This window comes from Nocardia sp. NBC_00508 (assembly GCF_036346875.1).
GTDB lineage: Bacteria > Actinomycetota > Actinomycetes > Mycobacteriales > Mycobacteriaceae > Nocardia.
Genome location: NZ_CP107852.1, coordinates 4,985,420 through 5,004,870, shown reverse-complemented (window position 1 = coordinate 5,004,870; position 19,451 = coordinate 4,985,420). Strand labels below are relative to the sequence as shown.

21 protein-coding genes are annotated in these 19,451 nt (G+C 68.7%); 11 read left to right on the top strand and 10 right to left on the bottom strand.

Annotated elements, in window-relative coordinates; genetic code table 11:
* Positions 1 to 13 precede the first annotated feature (13 nt).
* Together OHA40_RS22240 and OHA40_RS22235 are read right to left on the bottom strand one after the other, a co-directional pair.
* Complete coding sequence (locus OHA40_RS22240; RefSeq protein ID WP_330228820.1) at positions 14 to 1,483, bottom strand: phytoene desaturase family protein; 1,470 nt, start codon at positions 1,481 to 1,483, stop codon at positions 14 to 16.
* A gap of 173 nt (positions 1,484 to 1,656) precedes the next feature.
* Positions 1,657 to 2,241 (bottom strand): TetR/AcrR family transcriptional regulator, encoded by a 585-nt coding sequence (locus OHA40_RS22235; protein ID WP_330228819.1) that lies wholly within the window; start codon positions 2,239 to 2,241, stop codon positions 1,657 to 1,659.
* A gap of 109 nt (positions 2,242 to 2,350) precedes the next feature.
* Between OHA40_RS22235 and OHA40_RS22230 the strand changes: the two genes are divergently transcribed.
* Both OHA40_RS22230 and OHA40_RS22225 read left to right on the top strand, forming a co-directional pair.
* The gene (locus tag OHA40_RS22230) at positions 2,351 to 2,782 is read left to right on the top strand and encodes a DUF4267 domain-containing protein (protein ID WP_330228818.1); all 432 of its coding nucleotides are present in this window, start codon (positions 2,351 to 2,353) and stop codon (positions 2,780 to 2,782) included.
* A gap of 142 nt (positions 2,783 to 2,924) precedes the next feature.
* Positions 2,925 to 3,140: a DUF4287 domain-containing protein gene (locus OHA40_RS22225; RefSeq protein WP_330228817.1), complete on the top strand. Its 216-nt coding sequence runs from the start codon at positions 2,925 to 2,927 to the stop codon at positions 3,138 to 3,140.
* 57 nt (positions 3,141 to 3,197) lie between these two features.
* Here OHA40_RS22225 and OHA40_RS22220 read toward each other — a convergent pair whose 3' ends face one another.
* A complete protein-coding gene (locus OHA40_RS22220; RefSeq protein ID WP_330228816.1) occupies positions 3,198 to 4,562 on the bottom strand; it encodes a cation:dicarboxylate symporter family transporter in 1,365 nt (454 codons plus the stop codon).
* 188 nt (positions 4,563 to 4,750) lie between these two features.
* On the opposite strand from OHA40_RS22220, the gene OHA40_RS22215 reads away from it, so the two are divergent.
* Entirely contained in the window at positions 4,751 to 6,271 is a 1,521-nt protein-coding gene (locus OHA40_RS22215; protein ID WP_330234321.1) for a sensor histidine kinase, read from the top strand.
* A complete protein-coding gene (locus tag OHA40_RS22210; RefSeq protein WP_330228815.1) occupies positions 6,268 to 6,969 on the top strand; it encodes a response regulator in 702 nt (233 codons plus the stop codon). Before OHA40_RS22215 ends, OHA40_RS22210 begins: the two co-directional genes overlap by 4 nt.
* Here OHA40_RS22210 and OHA40_RS22205 read toward each other — a convergent pair whose 3' ends face one another.
* The 3 genes from OHA40_RS22205 to OHA40_RS22195 form a co-directional block, all read right to left on the bottom strand.
* Positions 6,970 to 8,277: a cytochrome P450 gene (locus tag OHA40_RS22205; protein WP_330228814.1), complete on the bottom strand. Its 1,308-nt coding sequence runs from the start codon at positions 8,275 to 8,277 to the stop codon at positions 6,970 to 6,972.
* A gap of 130 nt (positions 8,278 to 8,407) precedes the next feature.
* The gene (locus tag OHA40_RS22200; protein WP_330228813.1) at positions 8,408 to 9,130 is read right to left on the bottom strand and encodes a TIGR03089 family protein; all 723 of its coding nucleotides are present in this window, start codon (positions 9,128 to 9,130) and stop codon (positions 8,408 to 8,410) included.
* A 3-nt stretch (positions 9,131 to 9,133) separates the two neighbouring features.
* Entirely contained in the window at positions 9,134 to 10,561 is a 1,428-nt protein-coding gene (locus OHA40_RS22195) for an LCP family protein (protein WP_330234320.1), read from the bottom strand.
* 244 nt (positions 10,562 to 10,805) lie between these two features.
* Here OHA40_RS22195 and rfbD point away from each other — a divergent pair, with 244 nt between their 5' ends.
* The 3 genes from rfbD (at position 10,806) to OHA40_RS22180 (ending at position 13,777) form a co-directional block, all read left to right on the top strand.
* A complete protein-coding gene (gene rfbD, locus OHA40_RS22190) occupies positions 10,806 to 11,675 on the top strand; it encodes a dTDP-4-dehydrorhamnose reductase (RefSeq protein ID WP_330228812.1) in 870 nt (289 codons plus the stop codon).
* A gap of 91 nt (positions 11,676 to 11,766) precedes the next feature.
* Positions 11,767 to 12,657 (top strand): glycosyltransferase family 2 protein, encoded by an 891-nt coding sequence (locus tag OHA40_RS22185; RefSeq protein ID WP_330228811.1) that lies wholly within the window; start codon positions 11,767 to 11,769, stop codon positions 12,655 to 12,657.
* 40 nt (positions 12,658 to 12,697) lie between these two features.
* Complete coding sequence (locus tag OHA40_RS22180; protein ID WP_330228810.1) at positions 12,698 to 13,777, top strand: NDP-sugar synthase; 1,080 nt, start codon at positions 12,698 to 12,700, stop codon at positions 13,775 to 13,777.
* A gap of 7 nt (positions 13,778 to 13,784) precedes the next feature.
* Here OHA40_RS22180 and OHA40_RS22175 read toward each other — a convergent pair whose 3' ends face one another.
* Both OHA40_RS22175 and OHA40_RS22170 read right to left on the bottom strand, forming a co-directional pair.
* On the bottom strand, positions 13,785 to 14,108 hold the full coding sequence (locus OHA40_RS22175; RefSeq protein WP_330228809.1) for a hypothetical protein: 324 nt from the start codon (positions 14,106 to 14,108) through the stop codon (positions 13,785 to 13,787).
* 57 nt (positions 14,109 to 14,165) lie between these two features.
* Positions 14,166 to 15,761: a carboxylesterase/lipase family protein gene (locus OHA40_RS22170; protein WP_330228808.1), complete on the bottom strand. Its 1,596-nt coding sequence runs from the start codon at positions 15,759 to 15,761 to the stop codon at positions 14,166 to 14,168.
* 653 nt (positions 15,762 to 16,414) lie between these two features.
* On the opposite strand from OHA40_RS22170, the gene OHA40_RS22165 reads away from it, so the two are divergent.
* From OHA40_RS22165 to OHA40_RS22150, 4 genes are all read left to right on the top strand, one after another.
* Positions 16,415 to 16,933 carry a DUF6879 family protein gene (locus OHA40_RS22165; protein ID WP_330228807.1) on the top strand — a complete coding sequence of 173 codons (519 nt, stop codon included), beginning with the start codon at positions 16,415 to 16,417 and terminating at the stop codon, positions 16,931 to 16,933.
* Positions 16,914 to 17,768 (top strand): helix-turn-helix domain-containing protein, encoded by an 855-nt coding sequence (locus OHA40_RS22160; RefSeq protein ID WP_330228806.1) that lies wholly within the window; start codon positions 16,914 to 16,916, stop codon positions 17,766 to 17,768. The genes OHA40_RS22165 and OHA40_RS22160 overlap by 20 nt, the downstream gene beginning before the upstream one ends.
* Positions 17,769 to 17,879: 111 nt before the next feature.
* Positions 17,880 to 18,350 carry an SAM-dependent methyltransferase gene (locus OHA40_RS22155; RefSeq protein ID WP_330228805.1) on the top strand — a complete coding sequence of 157 codons (471 nt, stop codon included), beginning with the start codon at positions 17,880 to 17,882 and terminating at the stop codon, positions 18,348 to 18,350.
* Between the two features lie 42 nt (positions 18,351 to 18,392).
* Positions 18,393 to 18,620, top strand: a complete 228-nt coding sequence (locus OHA40_RS22150; RefSeq protein WP_330228804.1) for an FmdB family zinc ribbon protein — start codon at positions 18,393 to 18,395, stop codon at positions 18,618 to 18,620.
* A 218-nt stretch (positions 18,621 to 18,838) separates the two neighbouring features.
* On the opposite strand, the gene OHA40_RS22145 is transcribed toward OHA40_RS22150, so the two are convergent.
* Complete coding sequence (locus OHA40_RS22145; RefSeq protein ID WP_330228803.1) at positions 18,839 to 19,114, bottom strand: SelT/SelW/SelH family protein; 276 nt, start codon at positions 19,112 to 19,114, stop codon at positions 18,839 to 18,841.
* Positions 19,115 to 19,132: 18 nt separating this feature from the next.
* Entirely contained in the window at positions 19,133 to 19,432 is a 300-nt protein-coding gene (locus tag OHA40_RS34760; protein WP_442943787.1) for a YchJ family metal-binding protein, read from the bottom strand.
* Positions 19,433 to 19,451 lie beyond the last annotated feature (19 nt).

The following is a 19,451-nucleotide window of genomic DNA, read 5'->3' as shown; positions in this document are numbered from 1 at the left end:
GGTCTGCGCGTTCTCAGCGGAGCTCGGCGGTGGGGGTGCGCAGAAGGGCGAGAGGGTCGGTGCGGATGGCGAAACGGTCGCGCAGGGCGTGGCGTGCGGCGTGTAGACCGTTCATGCCGTGCACGCCGGGGCCCGGCGGGGTGGCGGACGAGCACAGATAGACGCCGGGAATGGGTGTGGCGTAGGGATTCCAGCGCGGAGCCGGGCGGAACGCGAACTGGCGCAGGGTCATCGCTCCCGCCGAGATGTCGCCGCCGATGTAGTTGGCATTGTGCGCGGGCATTTCGGCCGCGGTGCGGACGTTCTTGGCCACGATCAGATCGCGGAACCCCGGTGCGAAGCGCTCGACCTGAGCGATCACGTCCTCGCTGACGTCGCGGGTGGAGCCGTTCGGCACGTGGGCGTAGGTGTAGAAGGTGTGGCCGCCCGCGGGCGCGCGCGTCGAGTCGACCACGCCGGGCTGGATGGACAGCAGGTAGGGCCTTTCGGCGTGTCGGCCCATGGCGACGGCGTGCTCGGCCGCCATGGCCTCGGCGCGGGTGCCGATCACGTGCACCGTTCCGGCCAGCGCACAGCCCTCGGCCTGCCACGGCACCGGACCGGAAAGCGCGAAGTCGACCTTGCAGGCCGCGCCGCCGTAGCGGAAACGCCGCAGCCGCCCGGCATAGCGCGCGGGCAATCGGTGCTGCGCGATGCGCAGCAGTTCGGCGGGGGCGAGGTCGAGCAGGATCGCGCGGGTGTCGGCGAACTCGTCCAGCGAGTCGACCCGGTGCCCGGTGTGCACCCGGCCGCCGAGCCGTTCGAGTTCGGCGATCAGCGCGTCGGGAATCGCTTGGCTGCCGCCGCGCGGAAGGACCCAGCCCCCGGCATGGGCCAGGGTGCCCAGCATCAGCCCGGCGCCGGCGGCCGTGATCGCGCGCGGCGGGATGATGGCGTGGGTGGCGACGCCGGTCAGCAGGGCGGGCGCGACCTGTTCGCGAAACCTGACGTCCCACAGCGGCGATCCCTGCTCGAACGTACGCAGGCCGAAGCGGATCGCGGTGGCGAGCCCGGATGGCACGCGGCGCAGATCCGACATCCCGACATCGACCACGTCCGGCCAATGCCGCACCAGCGGCGCGAACAACCTGCGCCAGGCCGCGCCGTCGCGACCGAGCCCATCGACTGTCCGCTCCAGATCCCGCCAAGCCAGCCCGGCCACGCCGCCGTCGAGCGGATGCGCGTAGGACACCTCCGGGGCGAGCAACTCGACACCGTGCGCGGTCAGATCGAACGCGCGGAACACCGGTGACGCCAATGCCATCGGATGCGCGCCCGCGCACACGTCGTGCCGATAGCCGGGCAGCGTCAGCTCGGCCGTCCGCGATCCACCCCCCGGCGTCGCCTCGGCCTCGTAGACCTCTACGGCCAGCCCCGCCCTGGCCAGGATCACCGCGGCGGTGAGCCCGTTCGGCCCGGAACCGACAACCACCACATCAGCCATGACCCCACGCTACCGGCGACCGACACCACGACTCGGGCCCCGCGCCGACCAGTAGGCCTGAGCACTGGTCATGCAACTCCGGTCGCGCACGCCCATTCGAGCGTGGCCGGACTCGCAGTCCGCTCCGGAACCTCGCGCTCGTCGACGAAAGGCTCGAACACCGACGCCGCCTGCTAGTCCGCGCCGACAGCGGCGAGCCACTCCGCCACCAGCAGGTCCAATCGCTGGTCGCGCAGCTCGGGACGTAGGCGGCCGCCGCGTTCGAGCGTGGCCAGGCCGTGCAGGGTGCTCCAGGCGACCTCGGTGCGGGCGCCGAGGTCCGGATCGTCGACCAACGGGCGGAACATGGCTTCCAGCTCGGCGAACCCCTCGCGCAGCGGCAGGGGGGCCTCCAGTCCGAAGGTGAGGTCGGTGCTCATGAGGAACATCGCGTCGTAGAGCGCCGGGTTGGCGGCGGCGAATTCCAGGTAGGCCCGCGCGACCCGGCGCAGCCGGTCGGCGTCGCCGGTGGCCTCGGCGTGCGCCTGCCGTACGACTGTGGTCAGTTCGGCGAATCCCTGCACCGCGACTGCCGAGACGATCGCCGACTTGCCCACGAAGTGGCTGTAGAGCACGGGCTGGCTGTATTCGATCCGTTCGGCGAGACGGCGCACCGTCACCGACTCCCAACCCTGCGCTTCGGCGAGCTCGCGTGCGGTGTCCACGATGCGCTGCCTGCGCTCGGCCCGCTCTCGTTCTTTGCGCGTCTGGGTGGTCATGACAGCAATTCTAGCGTCGCTAGACAATCTATCGAAGCTCGATTAATCTCGCTATCATATCTAGCAGCGCTAGATTTCAGAGCAGAGATAGCCACCCAGGAGTACCGCCATGAACCTCTCCCGCATCGCCACCGTCCTGTCCCTGATCGGCGCCGCGTTCATCCTCTACATCGGAATCAGCTACCTGGTCGCCCCCGACACCATCGCTCCCGGCTTCGGCCTTCCCGCCTGGCCGGACGGTGACGCGGCGGCGTTCATGAACCTGAAAGGCGTGCGCGACACCGTCCTCGGCCTCCTGATCCTGGTCCTGCTCGCCCTGAAGCAGCGGTACGCGCTCGGCATCGTGACCTTGGTCGTCTCCCTCGTGCCGACCGGCGACATGCTCACCGTGCTGAGCTGGAACGGTTCCGCCGCAGCCGCGTTCGGCATCCACGGCCTGACCGCCGCTCTGGTCGCACTGACCGGTGCGCTGCTCATCCGCGAGCACGGCCTGCGGAACCGGCGCGAGGCCGATGCCATCGGCATAGCCGCGACCGCGTGACACGAACGGCCGCCGAATCCGACCGCACCCCAGCTGGATCCGGCTCCACAGCGATCTGCATCACATCCGCCGCCTCGCCGATGAGTTGCCGACGATCGCCCCGTCATCACCATCGAACGCACGACGAGCAAGGAGATCGACCATGGCGACCAAGCCGCACGGCCCCGCGTCCTACTTTCCCTCGATCGAGGCCAAGTACGGCCGCGCCATCGACGAGTGGAAGGCCGCCATGCGCGACACCGGATTGACCTCGCACAAGGAACTCGTCGAGTGGCTGAAGACCGAGCACAGTTTCGGGCACGGCCACGCCACCGCCCTCACCCAGCACCACCTGCACCCGGAGAAGTGGGCGGCCTGACCCGGACGCCACGAAGGGCCCGCAGATCCTGCGGGCCCTTCGTCGTTCACCGCGCCGTCAGGCCTTGACCAGGTCTATGGCCTCGGCTTCCTGCGTCAGCGGTGCGCCCGGCGTCCCGTGGTCGTCGTCGACCATGGTCCGCTCGTCGAAGGGGAGTTTGCGATCGAGCACCGCGCGGACCTGGTCCACGTCGACGGTCTTGGTCCAGGTGCCGATCAGCACGGTGGCGGCCGCGTTGCCGGAGAAGTTGGTCAGCGCCCGCGCCTCGGACATGAAGCGGTCGATGCCGACGATCACGCCGACGCCGTCGAGGAGTTCGGGCCGGTGGCTCTGCAATCCGCCGGCCAGCGTGGCCAGACCCGCGCCGGTGACGCCCGCCGCGCCCTTGGACGCGACGATCATGAACAACAGCAAGCCGACCTGCTCGCCGATGGACAGCGGCTTGCCCATCGCCTCGGCGATGAACAGCGACGCCATGGTCAGGTAGATGGCGGTGCCGTCCAGGTTGAACGAATACCCGGTCGGCACAACCACACCCACGGTGGTGCGCTCGACACCCAGATGATCCATTTTCGCGATCAAACGCGGCAGGGCGGATTCCGAGGACGACGTCGCGACGATCAGCAGATACTCCCGCGCCAGGTAGCGAACCAGCTTGAAGATCGACACCCGCGAGACCGCCCACAGCAGCACGCCCAGCACACCGAAGACGAACACCAGGCAGGTCAGGTAGAACGCGATCATCAGCGTGCCCAGCTTCACCACCGCGTCCAGGCCGGTCTTGCCGACCACGTTCGCGATCGCGCCGAACGCGCCGACCGGCGCCAGCCACAGGATCATCACCAGGATGCGGAACACCAGCTTCTGCAACAGGGCCACGCCGCGCACGATCGGCTCGCCTGCCGTGCCCATGGCCTGCACCGCGAAACCGACCAGCAGGGCGACGAACAGTGCCTGCAGGACGTTGCCCGTGGTGAGCGAGGACAGCAGCGTGGAAGGGACGATGTTCTGGATGAAGTCCCAGGTGCCGCCCGCGCTGTGTGCCTTGTCGGCCAGATCGTGACCGGCATTGGTCGACTTGGCGATATTCAGCCCGGTGCCCGGCTGCAACAGGTTGCCGACCACCAGGCCGATCCCGAGCGCGATGGTCGACATGATCAGGAAGTAGCCGATCGCCAGGCCGCCGACCTTGCCGACCGTGGCCGCCGCGCGCACCGAGCCGATCCCGAGCACGATGGTGCAGAAGATGACGGGAGCGATCATCATCTTGATGAGATTGACGAAGATGGTCCCGAGCGGGGCGAACGACTGCGCGACGCCGGGCGCCAGCCAGCCGACTAGGACGCCGGCGACCACCGCGACGATCACGGCCAGATACAGCCAATGGGTGCGGTCTTGCCGCGTTCGAGTCGAGTCGCTCATGGCGAGGGTTTCCCTTCGAGAGGTACCGAAGTGAGGTGGCTCACGCCCCCCAGGCAGAATGATGGTCGGCCGGGTGACTCCGGTCACTGTTTGGTGCATTACTTTCAGTGGAGGACGCGCTTGTGAGACGCATTCGGCTCTCGCTCGCCGGTCAGGCATTCGTCTTCCAGCTGATCGTGCTCGCGGTGATGGTCGTGCTCGGCGCGCTGCTCGCGGTCCTGGACGCGAGGCGCGACAGCGACCTCATCACCACCCGTGAGGTCACCGACGTCGCGGTGAGCGTGGCCGACTCGCCCTTCACCATCGCCTCCGTTCGCTCCGACGATCCGGCGGCGCTGCTACAGCCGGTGGCCGAGGAGATCCGGCTCGAGACCGGCATGGACTTCATCGTGGTCATGGCGCCGGATCGGACCCGCTACACGCACACCAACCCGGCCATGATCGGGCTGCCGTTCAGCGGCAACATCGATCGCGCGCTGGCGGGCGAGACGTTCACCGAGACCTACACCGGCAGCCTCGGTCCCTCCATCCGAGCGGTCACTCCGGTCTACGACGACGGCAGAGTCGTCGCTCTGGTCGCCGTAGGGGTGACCCGTGCGAAGATCGGCGACCAGGTCGCCACTCAGCTCCCGGTGATCCTCGGCGTCGCGAGCGCGGGCCTGCTGGTCGCGGCGGCCGGATCGTTCCTGCTGAGCCGCAGGCTGCGGCGGCAGACCCACGGGCTCGCGCCCGACGAACTGCGCGTGATGTACGAGCACCATGACGCCGTGCTCCACTCGGTCCGGGAGGGCTTGGTGGTGTTCGGGCCATCCGGCGAGAAAGCCGAGGTGGTCAATGACGAGGCGCGCCGACTGCTCGACCTGCCGACCGGTCCGGTGCGGCGCAGCGACCTGCCGCTGTCACTGCGGCGGATGAGCGGGGGTACCGTTCGCGACGAGATGCACGTGACCACCGAGCGGATCCTGCTGGTCAACCAGGACACCGTGGAGTGGGAGGGCCGCCCGATCGGCACGGTGATGACGATTCGCGACCACACCGAATTGCAGGCGGTGATGGGCGAACTCGATTCCGTGCGCAGCTTCGCGGAATCGTTGCAGGCACAGGCGCACGAGTCCGCGAACCGGCTGCACACGGTGGTCACCATGGTCGAACTGGGCCGCCATCAGGAGGCCGTCGAGTTCGCCACCTCGGAGCTGCAGATGTCCCAGGCGCTCATCGATCGGCTGTTCGCGGCGGTCGGCGCGCCCGCGCTCGCCGCGCTGCTGCTCGGCAAGGTGAACCAGGCGGCCGAACGCGGCATCGAGCTGACCATCACCGACGAGACCGCCCTGGACTCCGTGGACCCGCTGTCGCCGCACGAAACCGTCACCTTGGTCGGCAATCTCGTCGACAACGCGATCGACGCCGCGGCGGACAGCCCGGCCGGCTGGGTGGAAGTCACCCTGCGACATCAGGAGGTGGACGCGGAAGCCGGGGCGGGGCACGGCACGTCGACGCTGGTCGTCCGGGTCGCCGACAGCGGGCAGGGGATGTCGGCGGAGATGTTCGCGCGTGCGTCGCAACGCGGCTATTCGACCAAAGCCGACCATCACGGGCTGGGTCTCGCACTGGTCCACCGGCTGGTGGCCCGCCACGGCGGAACCATCCGCACCCAACGGGATCCCGAAAGCGCGGTGACCGTGACGATTCCACGAAAGGGAGCACGATGATCCGTGTGCTGATCGTCGAGGACGAGCCGCTGATCGCCGAGGCGCACCGCGCCTACGTGGAGCGCATCGCCGGTTTCACGCCCGTCGGCGTCGCCCATACCGGACGCGAGGCGATGCGCGCGGCGGCCGACGCCGCGGCCGAGGGCGTTCCGATCGACTTGGTGCTGATGGACATCGGCTTACCGGACGCGAGCGGCCTGGATGTCGCCGCCGCGCTGACCGGGCTGGCGCCGCGCCCGGACGTCATCGCGATCACCTCCGCGCGCGACCTCGCCATGGTGCGCAGCGCCGTGTCGCACGGCGTCGTGCTGTATCTGCTGAAGCCGTTCACGTTCGCCGCGTTCCGCGACAAGCTGGACCGCTACCGCGAGTTCCGTACCGCGCTGCCCGCGGGTGAGAGCGCCATCTCCCAGCACGACATCGACCGCGCGCTGAGCGCGCTGCGCACCACCGACCAGCGCGCCGCGACTCCCAAGGGCGTCGCGCCGCAGACGCTCGACGAGATCTCCCGCACTGTTCGCGCGGCCGAGGGCGAGGGCGTGACGGCCGCGGATACCGCGACCGCGATCGGGGTCTCCCGCATCACCGCGTGGCGCTACCTGGAGAAACTGGCCGACGACGGGCTGGTCCTCCGGCGCTCGGACTACGGCAGAGCAGGTCGTCCGAAGACCCGCTACGTCTGGAAGAGCACCGGCTGATCACACCGCCGACGGTTGCGGCGCCTGCGCCCGGCGGCCGAGCTGGACCGGCATCCGCGCATAGCCGTGCAGGGTGAACAGCTCGCGGCGCTTCGGCGCGCCGTCCAGGCGCAGGTCGGGGAACCGCTCGAACAGCGCCTGCAGCGCGTAGACGCCCTCCATCCTGGCCAGGTTCGCACCGAGGCAGACGTGCACGCCGCTGCTGAAGGACAGGTGGTCCTTGGCGTTACCGCGCCCGACGTCGAACCGGCCGGGATCGGCGAAGACCGCGGGGTCGCGGTTGGCGCCCGCCAGCGAGAGCACCACCGTGCTGTCCTTGCGCACCAGGACACCGTCGACCTCGACATCGGTCAACGCGGTCCGCGCGGTGGTCTGCACCGGCGAATCGAAGCGCAGGATCTCCTCGACGGCGTTGGGCCACAGCTCCGGCTCGGCACGCAACCGCTCCAACTGATCGGGATGCGCCAGCAGCTGTGCGACGCCGTTGCCGATCAGGTTGACCGTCGTCTCGAAACCCGCGCCCATGAGCAGGCTCGCGGTGGCCTTCAGCGCGAAGGAGTCCAGCTCGCCCGCGGTGACCAGGCTGCTGAGGATGTCCTCGCCCGGCTCGCGGCGCAGCCGTTCGATGTGCTGGTCGAGGTAGTCGTTCATCACCTCCATGGCCAGCATGGCCTTGCGGTGCGCGCGCCATGGGATGCCGATGTCCAGCAACGGCGTCATCTGGTCGCCCCAGTCGAGGAACCTCGCCTTGTCCTCGTCCGGGAAGCCGAGCATCTCGGAGATGATCGCGATGGGCACCTGGGCGGCGAACGACTCGATCAGATCGGCCGGGCCGCCCGCGGACAGCGCGTTCAGCAGTTCCTCGGTGACCGTCTCGACGCGGTCGCGCAGCCTGCGGATGGCGCGCGGGGTGAACGCCGAAGCGACCGGCTTGCGCATGAGCGTGTGTTCCGGCGGATCGATCACCAGCATCGACGGTGGTTCGACCGGGTTCGGCGGCAGCGGGAAGCGCTCGGCGAGCTTCTGCATCGGTTTGGGGACGTTGAAGCTTTCCGTGGTGCGCACACCGAAGCGGGTGTCGCGCAGGATGGACCGGCACAGCTCGTGGTCGAAGGTCGCCCACGCGATCGAGGTGCGCAGCAGCCTGCCTTGCCCGCGCAACTGCTCGATCAGCGGATAGGGGTCGTCCCAGCCGGTCGGCCCGCCCATCAATTCGGCGAACGGGTCGCCACGGCGGGCCTGTAGTCGCAGGGCGAGGCGTGGCGCGCCCTGCACCGACAACCAGCGGAACCAATACTGTGGCTTCATAGTTCAACCCCGTCGTTGTGCGATGACTCCACCGTACGGAAGTCCGCATATCTGTGGAACGTCCCATGGTCGGATCGGCGCATATACCGCGGTAGGAGCCGCCGCGCGGGTCGGGAGGCCGGGTTCCGGCTTACCCGCGCTGCGTGGTCACCCGTTCCGAAGCGACGCGCCGGTCGCGCAGCGCCGGGTCGGGGTTGACCACCTGCACCAGCGAGGAGCCCGCCGCGAGCACTGCGACATAGCCGTCGATGAGCTCGGCCGGGGTGTCCCACGGCGTGCTGGAAAGCACCCGGTCGCCCTCGGCGAAACCTTGCCGCATGGCCGACTTCCGCGCCTCGGCGAGCACCTCGGCGACCGGCATGCCCTCCAGCGCGACACCGGCGCCGCGGGGCAGGAACTGATCACCGTGCACGCGCACCGAGGTGGCGAAATCGGTGACCCCTACCGGCAGATCACGCACCGGCGCGCCCATGGCGTCCAGCGACAGGGCCGCGACCTCACCGGCGCCGTCGGTGTCGTCGAGGCGATCGGGGGCCGCCAAGGCCAAGTCGGCGTCCTCGTCGGGGTGCAGCACCACCTCGGTGCCCGCCCACCAGCAGCCCAGCAGCACCGCGGCGGTCTGCCAGTGCGCGGGCAGCAGCACGGCGACCCGGGCGCCCGGGCTCAGGCCGAACTCGTCGCGAATCAGGTTGGCCGTTTTGGCCGCCCAGTTCGCCAGCGTCAGGCCGGACAATTCGATCCGCGCGCCGGTCGCGTCGTCGTAATAGGTGACGCGCGGACCGGCCGGGTCGCGGGCGAGGATCGGATCGAGTATCGCTTCGGTGAGTGTGTGTGCCTGGTCGATGTCACGCATGGTTCAGTTCACGCATTTCGGTCCGTTCTGGCCTGCATCGATCGGTGGGGCGGGTGGGACGGGTGTGGCGGCGGTCGAGGTTCCGGAGAGGTCGAAAACCCGGCCGGCCGCCGAGCCCGGACCAGAATAGTCGCTTGCCAGCACGACGCTCACCGAATCCGGGGACAGCGCCGGATCCGCGACGATCGACAACCCGCCGAGCGCCGTGGCCACCGCCTGAGCCTTCGGGCTCGACGGGTCCGCGGCGAGCACCCGGCTGCTCGTGGCGCGCCCTCCGATGTAGTTGGATACCTCGCCTTGGCGGAATCCCTTGGCGCTCAGCGCTTGCGCCACCTCCGCCGCGAGTCCGCCGACGCCGCCCGCGTTGTAGACGTTGACGGTCATCTTCGGGGGTTCGGCACCGAGTTCGGGCTTTCGCGTCGTGGTTTCCACTTCGCCGACCAGCGAGGCGATGTAGGTCTTGACCGACCTCGGCTCGACCTTGACCACGGATTCGCCATCGCTGGTCTCGCCGTTCAGGTCGGCGACCGGAATGGTCTCGAACGTCACCTGCCCGCCGGACAAGTCCTTCAACTGCTGCAGGAACGCGAGTGCGTCCCAGCCGTCGTCCACCACGATCGTCCGTCCCACCGCGGCGCTGAGCTTGTGCAGTGTGCTCGGGTTGCTGAGCGTCTTCGCGCTGAGCACCTGCTGCACCAGTTGGGCCATGAACACCTGCTGGCGCACGATGCGATCGATGTCGCCGCGCGGCAGATTGTGGCGCTGGCGGACGAAACTCAGCGCCCGTGATCCATCCAGGCGCTGCGGGCCCGCGGGGAAATCAGCGCCGGACATCCATTCGTCGACGGCGTTTCGCAAGCACACCTCGACGCCGCCGACGGCGTCGGTGAGCAGCACGAAGCCGAGCAGGCTGACCTCGGCGTAGTGGTCGATGGTGAGCCCGGTGAGGTTGGCCACGGACTTGATCAGCGCCTGCCTGCCCGCCTGGGTGGACTGCCGCTCCGCGTCGGCCTCCGCGACGCCCTGCTCGGTCAACTTCACATACTGGGCCGCCTTGGTCACGCCGTAGGCGGAGTTGATCTTGCCCATGCCGAGGCCGGGAAGGTCGACGTAGGAGTCGCGCGGAATGGAGATCGCGGTGGCGGAGCGCCCGTCGTTCGGCACGCGCAGCAGCACGATGGTGTCGGTGTTGGTGCCGGACTCGTCGCCCGCGTGCAGGATGGCGCGCTCGCGGTCCGACAGCGGATTGCCGTGCGCGTCGGTCCGGCTGTCCACGCCGACCAGCAGGATGTCCACCGCACCGTCGCGACCGCCGCCGAGCCCGAGGTCGCCGATGCGCTCGATGTTGGCGACCAGCGAATCGACACTGTGCCAGGCGAAGCCGGTGAGCACGAGCACGATGATCGCCGCCGCCGCGGCGAACGAGCGCAGCGATCCGAACGACTGTGTACCGGGCCGGGGCGGCCGCGACGATACCGATGTGCCCCTCCACTGCGACAACTCTGCATCCTCTCGCCGAAACTGGGTCTCATGGCGATGCGTACGCAACCGCTCCGCCACCTGTGGTTTCCCGCCCGCCCCGCCCAGTTTCGGGATCCCCCGACGCCTCGAGCTAACGAACGGTTACTGCGAAGGATCTGAACCGCGAGTGCGGTGGCATGCCAGACTTGCGCCCGTGACCGACCTCACCGCGCCCGAATCCACCGTATCCGCACGCCTCGTCGTCACCGGGGCGCGCGGGCAGGTGGGCCGGGAACTGCTGCGTCTCGCTCCGGCCGCCCACGGCTACCGGCGCGCCGAACTCGACATCACCGACCCCGCCGCCGTGCGCGCGGTGCTCACACCCGGCGACGTGGTGCTGAACTGCGCCGCCTATACCGCCGTCGATCGGGCCGAAACCGAGACCGAGGCAGCGTACGCGGGTAACGCGACCGGACCTGCCGTGCTCGCCGAGGCCTGCGCGGCACTCGGTGCTCGGTTGATCCATCTGTCCACCGACTATGTCTTTCCAGGTACCCACCAGCGGCCGTATGACACCACCGATCCGACCGGACCCGCGTCGGTGTATGGGGAGTCCAAGCTCGCGGGCGAGCAGGCGGTGCTCGCGCGGTGCCCGAACGCGCACGTGGTGCGCACCGCGTGGGTATACACCGGGCGCGGCGGAGATTTCGTCGCGACGATGCTGCGGCTGGAACAGGAACGCGACACCGTCGACGTGGTCGACGACGAGGTCGGCTCCCCAACCTACGCCGCCGACCTGGCCACCGCACTGCTGGAACTGGCGGGGCGGCCGGACGCGCCGCGAGTCCTGCACGCCACCAACGCCGGACAGGCCAGCCGCTTCGAACTCGCCCGCGCGGTGTTCGCCGGGATCGGCGCCGATCCGGAACGGGTCCGGCCGTGCGATTCGTCCGCGTTTCCCAGACCCGCACGGCGCCCGGCATATTCGGTGCTCTCACCACGTGCCTGGGACAGCGCCGGGCTGACTCCCCTGCGCGCTTGGCGAACGGCACTGGAAGACGCGCTGGCGAGCCGGTCCGGCTAGGGTTGGCAGTCATGAGCGAGCGTGAGCGAGTGAATCGAGGACACAGCGTGCAATCGCGCACAACGGAGCCGAGCGGCCGCGAGGCGGAGTTGTGAGTGATTCCACCGCGCCAGCGAGCCTGGCCGTCGTCACGGTGACCTACTCGCCGGGTGAACACCTCGAGCACTTCATCACCACCCTCGCCGCGGCCACCACGGAGAAACCGCAGGTGATCCTGGCCGACAACGGGTCGGTCGACGGGGCGCCCGAGCTGGCCGCCGAGGCCAACTCGCACGTGCGGCTGCTGCGCACCGGCGGCAACATCGGCTACGGCGGCGCGATCAACCGGGCGGTCGCGGAGATCGATCCGGACATCGAGTTCGTCGTGATCGCCAACCCGGACATCCGCTGGGGCGCCGATTCCATCGACAAGCTGCTCGCGGCGGCCGAGCGCTGGCCGCGGGCGGGCGCGCTCGGGCCGCTGGTGCTGGAGCCGGACGGCAGCGTGTATCCGTCCGCCCGGCGTGTGCCCGGGCTGCTCGACGGCGCTGGTCACGCGATCCTGGGCACGGTGTGGAAGGCCAACCCGTGGACCCGGCGGTACCGGCAGGAGAACGAGGAGATCTCCGAGCGGGCGGTCGGCTGGCTGTCCGGGTCGTGCCTGCTGGTGCGGCGCGCGGCGTTCGACTCGATCGATGGCTTCGACTCGCGCTACTTCATGTACATGGAGGACGTCGACTTCGGCGACCGGATGGGCAAGGCGGGCTGGCACAACGTGTTCGTGCCGGACGCCGAGGTCACCCACGCCAAGGGGCATGCCGCGGGCCGCCATCCCGAAGTCATGCTGCCCGCCCACCACGCCAGCGCCTACCGGTTCCAAGCGGACCGGCATCCGCACTGGTGGCAGGCACCGCTGCGGCTGGCGCTGCGCGCTGGACTTGCGGTGCGCTCGAAGATTGCGGTTCGATCTGCCCTGCGCCAACAGGCGCGCGACGCCGGATAGCCGGTGCCGCGAGAAGCAACGTTGTGAACAGGGGAGCTTGATGGCAGGAAATGCAGGCACCGAGGCCGTGATCCTGGTCGGCGGGCAGGGCACGCGGTTGCGGCCGCTGACCCTCTCGGCGCCCAAGCCGATGCTGCCGACGGCCGGGTTGCCGTTCCTGACCCATCTGCTCGCCCGCATCGCCGAAGCCGGGATCACCCACGTGGTGCTGGGCACCTCGTTCAAGGCCGAGGTGTTCGAGGAGCACTTCGGCGACGGCGCCGAGCTGGGGCTGGAGATCGAGTACGTCACCGAGACCGAGCCGCTCGGCACCGGCGGCGCCATCCGCAACGTGCTGCCCAAGCTGCGCGGGGACACCGTGATGGTGTTCAACGGCGACGTGCTCGGCGGCACCGATCTCGGCGCGGTGCTCGACACGCACGAGTCGACCCGCGCCGACGTGACGCTGCATCTGGTCCGGGTCAGTGACCCGCGTGCCTTCGGATGCGTGCCGACCGACGAAGACGGCCGGGTCACCGCGTTCCTGGAGAAGACCCAGGATCCGCCGACCGACCAGATCAACGCCGGGTGCTACGTCTTCCGCCGCGAGTACATCGAGAAGATCCCGGCCGGGCGTCCGGTCTCGGTGGAGCGCGAGGTGTTCCCCTCGCTGCTGGCCGAGGGCGCCCGCCTCCAAGCGCATGTCGACACCTCCTACTGGCGCGATATGGGCACCCCCGAGGACTTCGTCCGCGGTTCGGCCGATCTCGTCCGTGGTATCGCGCCCTCCCCTGCTTTGCCTGGTCAGCGCGGCGAGTCGCTGGTCCACCCCGGCGCGGGCGTCGCTCCCGGCGCGGTGCTCATCGGCGGCACGGTCGTCGGCCGCGGCGCCGAGATCGGCGCCGGTGCCCGGCTGGACGGCGCGGTCGTCTTCGACGGCGCGGTGATCGAAGCGGGTGCCACGGTTGAGCGCACCATCATCGGCTTCGGCGCGCGCATCGGCCCGCGCGCGCTGGTCCGCGACGGCGTCATCGGCGACGGGGCCAACATCGGCGCCCGCTGCGAACTCCTGCGCGGCGCGCGCGTCTGGCCCGGCGTCGAGATCCCCGACGGCGGCATCCGCTTCTCCACCGACGTCTGAAGGCACGTCACGCGCTGCGATGAAGCTCTTCCCGGGTGACGCGGCGAGCGATCTCTTCGACGTCGGCGGCAGTGAGCCCGCAGGCATCGTGCTGGCGCACGGCCTGGGCCAGCAGCTTTCGGACGAGCGCGGAGGTCGGGATGTGCTCGGCGGCGGCCCGCCGACGAAGCTCGGCGTCCAGGGTGTGGCTGATCCGCAGGTGCAGTGACACATCAAGGGTGGCGGCATTTTCGGCGGCCTCGGCCTCAGCGGCTTCAGTTTCCTCGTCGGCGACCTGCGCACGGATGGCGTCGTGGCGCGCGCGGCGAGCGGCCTTGGCGGGATCGGTCATGATTGCGTTTCCTTGCTGTAGGGCGCCTTGCCGGACACGATGAGGGCGTCGTGCGGGCTAGCTGAAGCCGACAGCTTGCTGACCCCAGGCGGTGTGGAGTTCGCGGTCGGGGTCGTCGACGACTCGGTCGGCGGTGTCGATGACCAGGGTGGTGCGGGCCGGGAGGCGGTAGGGCGGCCAGTGTTTGGAGCCGTCGAGGGCGGCGGGGACGCCGTAGGTGGCGAAGGCCAGCCAGCGGCGCATGATGCGGCCGGAGATGTCCATGGCGGTCTTGCGGCCGCCGAGCCAGAAGGTCGGGTCGTGGTTCAACGTGCCAAAATTGCCGAAGACGTAAGGTAGTTCGGTGGCATGGCCCGCGCCGACGCGGGCTGCCCGCAGCATCGGGGTGGCGTAGTCGAAGCGGTACATCCAGGTCGGCGAGTGCTGGGCGTGGCCGTCGGCGACCCAGTGCGCCGGCATCCGGAACGCCGCGTCGGTGGACATGGCCATGGCGCCACGGGCCTTGCCCAGATCCGGGTAGGCCGAGGTGATCTCGGCGATCCGCTCGGCCGACATCTCGGGATGATGTGCCGCTACGTCGCGCAGCATCGCGTTCACCGCGTCCGGGGTCACCGGCATGATCGGCGAGCGGAGCAGCCGGAACAGCGACGCCTCGTCCTTGTTGGTGCCGATCATCAGCGGCACCCGGTGCGAACGCCCGCGCTGGAACCGGTCGATCGGGTAGGTCGGCAGTAGATCTCCGTCGACCACAGGCGCCGCCGCCAGCCTGCCCGGCTCCTTCAGCGGGATCTCGTCGAGCAGCACGCCCGCCGCCGCGACGATCCGATCGATCGGGCACTCCAGGAGTTCTTTGGCCCGGGACGCGGGCAACTCGATCAGTTCCAGGAATCGCTGCGCCACCGCCGCCGCGCGTTCCGGTCCGAAAACCGTGGTCGCGGGCGGACTCTGGGCGATCGCCTTGTGGAACAGGCCCGCCGCGCGCGGCGAGGTCAGCAACGCGGTGACGCAGCCCGCGCCGGAGGATTCGCCGAACAGCGTGACGTTGCCGGGGTCGCCGCCGAACGCGGCGATGTTGTCGCGCACCCACTCCAGCGCGGCGATCTGGTCGTGCAGGCCGAGGTTCGGCACGAAGTCGTCGCCGAGCGAGGACAGGTCGAGAAAGCCGAGCGCACCGAGCCGATAGTTCACCGCGACGACCACGACGTCACCGGTCAGCGCCAGCTTGCGTCCGTCGTAGATCTCCTGCGCTGCGGTGCCGAGGCAGTACGCGCCGCCGTGCAGCCAGACCATGACCGGCCGCGGCTCGGTCTCCAGAGGACGCGCCGGGTCACCGGCCCCGCGATGCGGTGACCAGACGTTCAGCCAGAGGCAGTCCTCACCGATCGTCAGGCCCGAGTCGATGGGCACCATAGGGCCGAGCGACTGCGGCGCGATCTCGCCGAAGCGGGTGCAGTCGCGCACCCCCTCCCACGCCTGCGGTGGCTGCGGCGGCGCGAACCGGGCCGGGCCGGTGGGTGCGGTCGCGTACGGGATGCTGCGCCACATCGAAACGGACCCCTCGCGCACGCCACGCACATCGCCGTAGACCGTCCGCGCGATCGTCTCGCCGAGATCGTCGGGCCCGGGCACCGCCTCGGAGAACTCAGCGCGCATCGCAGACCTCCTCATACTTCTCTTTCGAGAGTACGTCGAAGATCGGTACGCCCAGGTTTCGATGCCGAGACATTGCTGCGTCGAGCGACATTCATCCGCTGTTCAGGCCGCTGCATGGGGCACGGTGTCGAATTGGTCACGGTCGTGCGAGTCACACCGGATTCGCTCTGATAGCTGTAGAGACGCTGGCCCCCGCCCCGCGACCGGCTCAGCGGCGAGCGACCCGCCAAAGGTCCGTCGCCTGGACAGACTTCGGACAACACCTCGCCGAACAGCAGAATGGGTGCCTCACTCCTGAGCGCTGAACGTGGACGCTTCGCTGATGGACGGCCAACGCGCCGCCACATCATCAACGTCGAAAATGACATCGGCGCGCCGCTTCACGCGCTGCAGATGGCCGTCGAGGTGTCGGGGCGCAACTGATCGCAACAAGATAGGCGGGGGGCCTACCGTGCGTCTAACGTTCATCGCCAGAGATCCGGCCTCGAACCCAACCGGTTCACCCACGCTATACCGCACTGACCGGGGTTCCTGGGTAGTGCAGGGATGGGTCGTCAACGACCCGGATGTGCTGGCTCAGATGGGTATCCCAGCGGGTGAATCATGCGTCGAGATCCCAGACCGGCTAGTTCCGTTCTTCGGGCAGGGAGACAGTGACATCGATCAGCGATGACGAATTCGACCGGCTACTCTCCGACTTCGACCGAGAGTCGCTTCACCTCGAAACCCGTGATGCGTACGGTACGGCGGTTGAGCTACCGCATATGGCGAAGTGGGCGGAAGGTGAACACGACGATCTCGAATGGCTGCAAGGCTGGTGCTCGACGCTGCGGAACCATGTCGCCGCCGGTAGATCGGTCCGCCGAGCGCGCATTGTCTCGGAGCCGCTCAGCGACTATCAGCGCTGGTCGTACGGCATCGCCCAACCCATGGTCGACGCCGGCGAAGATATCCGCTGGGTTCCTCGGCGACGGGTGTCCTCTCTCGCCATACCCGGCAATGACTTCTACCTGTTCGACGACCGTCTCGTCGTGTTCCTCCACTACGCGGGCAACGGACTCGGTAGCGACAAGGTGACTTCGACCGACCCACACGATATTCGATTGTGCCGCACGGCGTTCGAGGCGGTGTGGCAATTGGCGATACCACACCGTGAGTACAAGCCCGTCTAGTTCGGCGCAGGAAGCGCGGCGCGCGCTCGGCGCTCGACTCCGTGATCTCCGCAAAGACGCGGGTTTGACCGGCCGCGAACTCGGCGAGGCAACAGGACAGCACTACACACGGGTGTCGAAGATCGAGAACGGCGTCCAGGCCCCCACTAATCGAGACATCCGCGTGTGGTGCCGTATTTGCGCCGCCGAAGACCAGATCGCGGACCTGGTCGCCACCCTGCGGACAGTCGACTCGGCTTATCTCGAATTCCGTCGCGAGAGCAGGGCGGGTATGAAGCGCGTACTCGGCGCTCATACCCAGAAGCGGTACGAACAGACTCGGGTCTTCCGCATCTACGAGCACAATGTCATCCCCGGCCTGTTCCAGACTGCCGAGTACTCGGCCGCCATGCTGTCGTTTTGGATCCGCTTCCTCGACACACCGAACGACATCGAAGAAGCCGTCGCTGTCCGGGTGGAACGGCAGCGGATTATCCAGCGGGGCGGCAAGCGGTTCGTAGTGGTGCTCGAGGAGCAAGCGCTACGAACATGGTTCGGGACTGCAGAGGTGCAGGCTGGGCAGCTCGGCCGACTACTCGAGTTGATGGCGCTTCCGAATATCTCGCTCGGCATCGTCCCGTTGATGACCGAGCGAGATGCCGTTGCGTCTACCGGATTTTGGATCCTCGACAACGACCTCGTCGCACTGGAAACACCGACTGCGAGCATCCAGGTAACGCAGCCCGCCGAGTGCCACATGTACATGCGAATGTTCGAGGTCCTCAGAGGCGCGGCGGTGTACGGCCGCGACGCCCGCGAACTCATCGTCAACGTTCTTACTGAACTCGGCGGATAGGTGTTGAACAACGTGGCTCCGTATCTCGGTCAGCCTATTGCTGGTGTACGCGAGATCGACGAGCGAGCAGCAGAGTATCTAGCCGCAAACGGGAAGTAGGACAGAGGTCGCATGGCTGACGAAGTGTTCGAGGTAGTTCCGGTCGCACATGTCGTAGGTGGTCGCCGCGAACCTACGGACGATCACTGGAGAGGCACGGAGGCAATCATTCGCATAGATGACTCCAGGTTCACCGAAGAGTCCGTGCAAGGCTTGGAAGAGTTCAGCCATCTCGAGATCGTGTTCCGGTTCCACCTGACAGATCCAACCGACTTGCACTTCGGTGCGCGCAGTGCCCGCGACAACCCAGCATGGCCGAAGGTCGGCATCTTTGGGCATCGGAACATGCGGCGCATCAACTGGCTCGGCGTATCCCGTACCCGACTGCTCCGAGTAGACGGCTTGGACCCACACGTAGCTGAGCTGGACGCGGTAGACGGCACACCCGTGCTCGACATCAAGCCATGGTTTGCCGAGTTCGGCCCACGCGGCGAGATCCGACAAGCCCCGTGGTCCACCGAAATGCTCAAAGACTACTTCTAGACCGCACGAACGCACCGGCGGTGCGGGCCCTAGAATGAGCGGATGCCGAGTTACAGCTATCGGTGCCGCAGCTGCGGCGACACGTTCGAGGTGACCCGCCCGATGGCGGAGTCGTCAGCGCCGACCGCCTGCCCGAGCGGGCACGACGACACGGTCAAACTGCTGACCACGTTCGCCACCGTCAGCCGAGGCGGCGGCAGCGCGCCCGCACCGAGCCCCGCGGCGCCTCCGGCGAGCGGCGGCTGCTGCGGTGGCGGCTGCTGCGGCTGACTCCCCTTCGACCGCCGCGAATTCGGTCGGGCCCGCACCGTGCGCCTCGACCCGAGTTCTGCTGTGCCGCTCCCCTTCACAGCCGCCACGGGTCCGATCAGGCGCCGTGGCATCTCCAGCGGGCGGCTTGCCGCGGCCTGACTTCGCGTTGCCTGCCGAGTTCAGCCGGGCCCGCACCGGCCGCCGCGGCGCGGCGGGCTTCGCGGTCGCCCCGGATTTCAGTCGCGCCGGTCGACGTGACCGAGGTCCCGCTCGGGTGCCACCCGGTCGCGGACCCGCTGCTTGAGCACCGCGACGTCGGGGAATCCGCCGTCGGCCTTGCGCTCCCAGATCTGTTCGCCGTCGACGGTGATCCGGAAGATTCCGCCGGAACCCGGGATGAGTGCGACCTCGCCCAATTCGGTGGCGAACGTGCTGAGCAATTCCTGCGCCATCCAGCTCGCCCGCAGCAGCCAGCGGCATTGGGTGCAGTACTCGATCGCGACGCGTGCCATGTCCGCTGACGCTACCGGTCAGGCGTCGTGCGTGCCGTCCAGGTAGACCCAGGCGCCGCCGGAACGGGCGAATCGGCTGGTCTCGTGTAGTGCGCCGCGGCCGTCCGCGTCCCGGTAGTGCGCGACGAACTCCACGGTGCCGGTGTCGTCGAACAGGCCGCCGCGCTCGGTGCGGTTGATCTCCAGGAACAACCAGCGTTGGGCAGGAACGCCCCGTCCGCGGTTCCGCAGACTGCCGCGCCCGGCGCTCATCCCCCTTTCGGCGTGCGCGAGCCATTCGTGAGTACGAAGGCCGCCACCCTCAGACCTGACGCTCATGACACCCGATCTTGCCGCC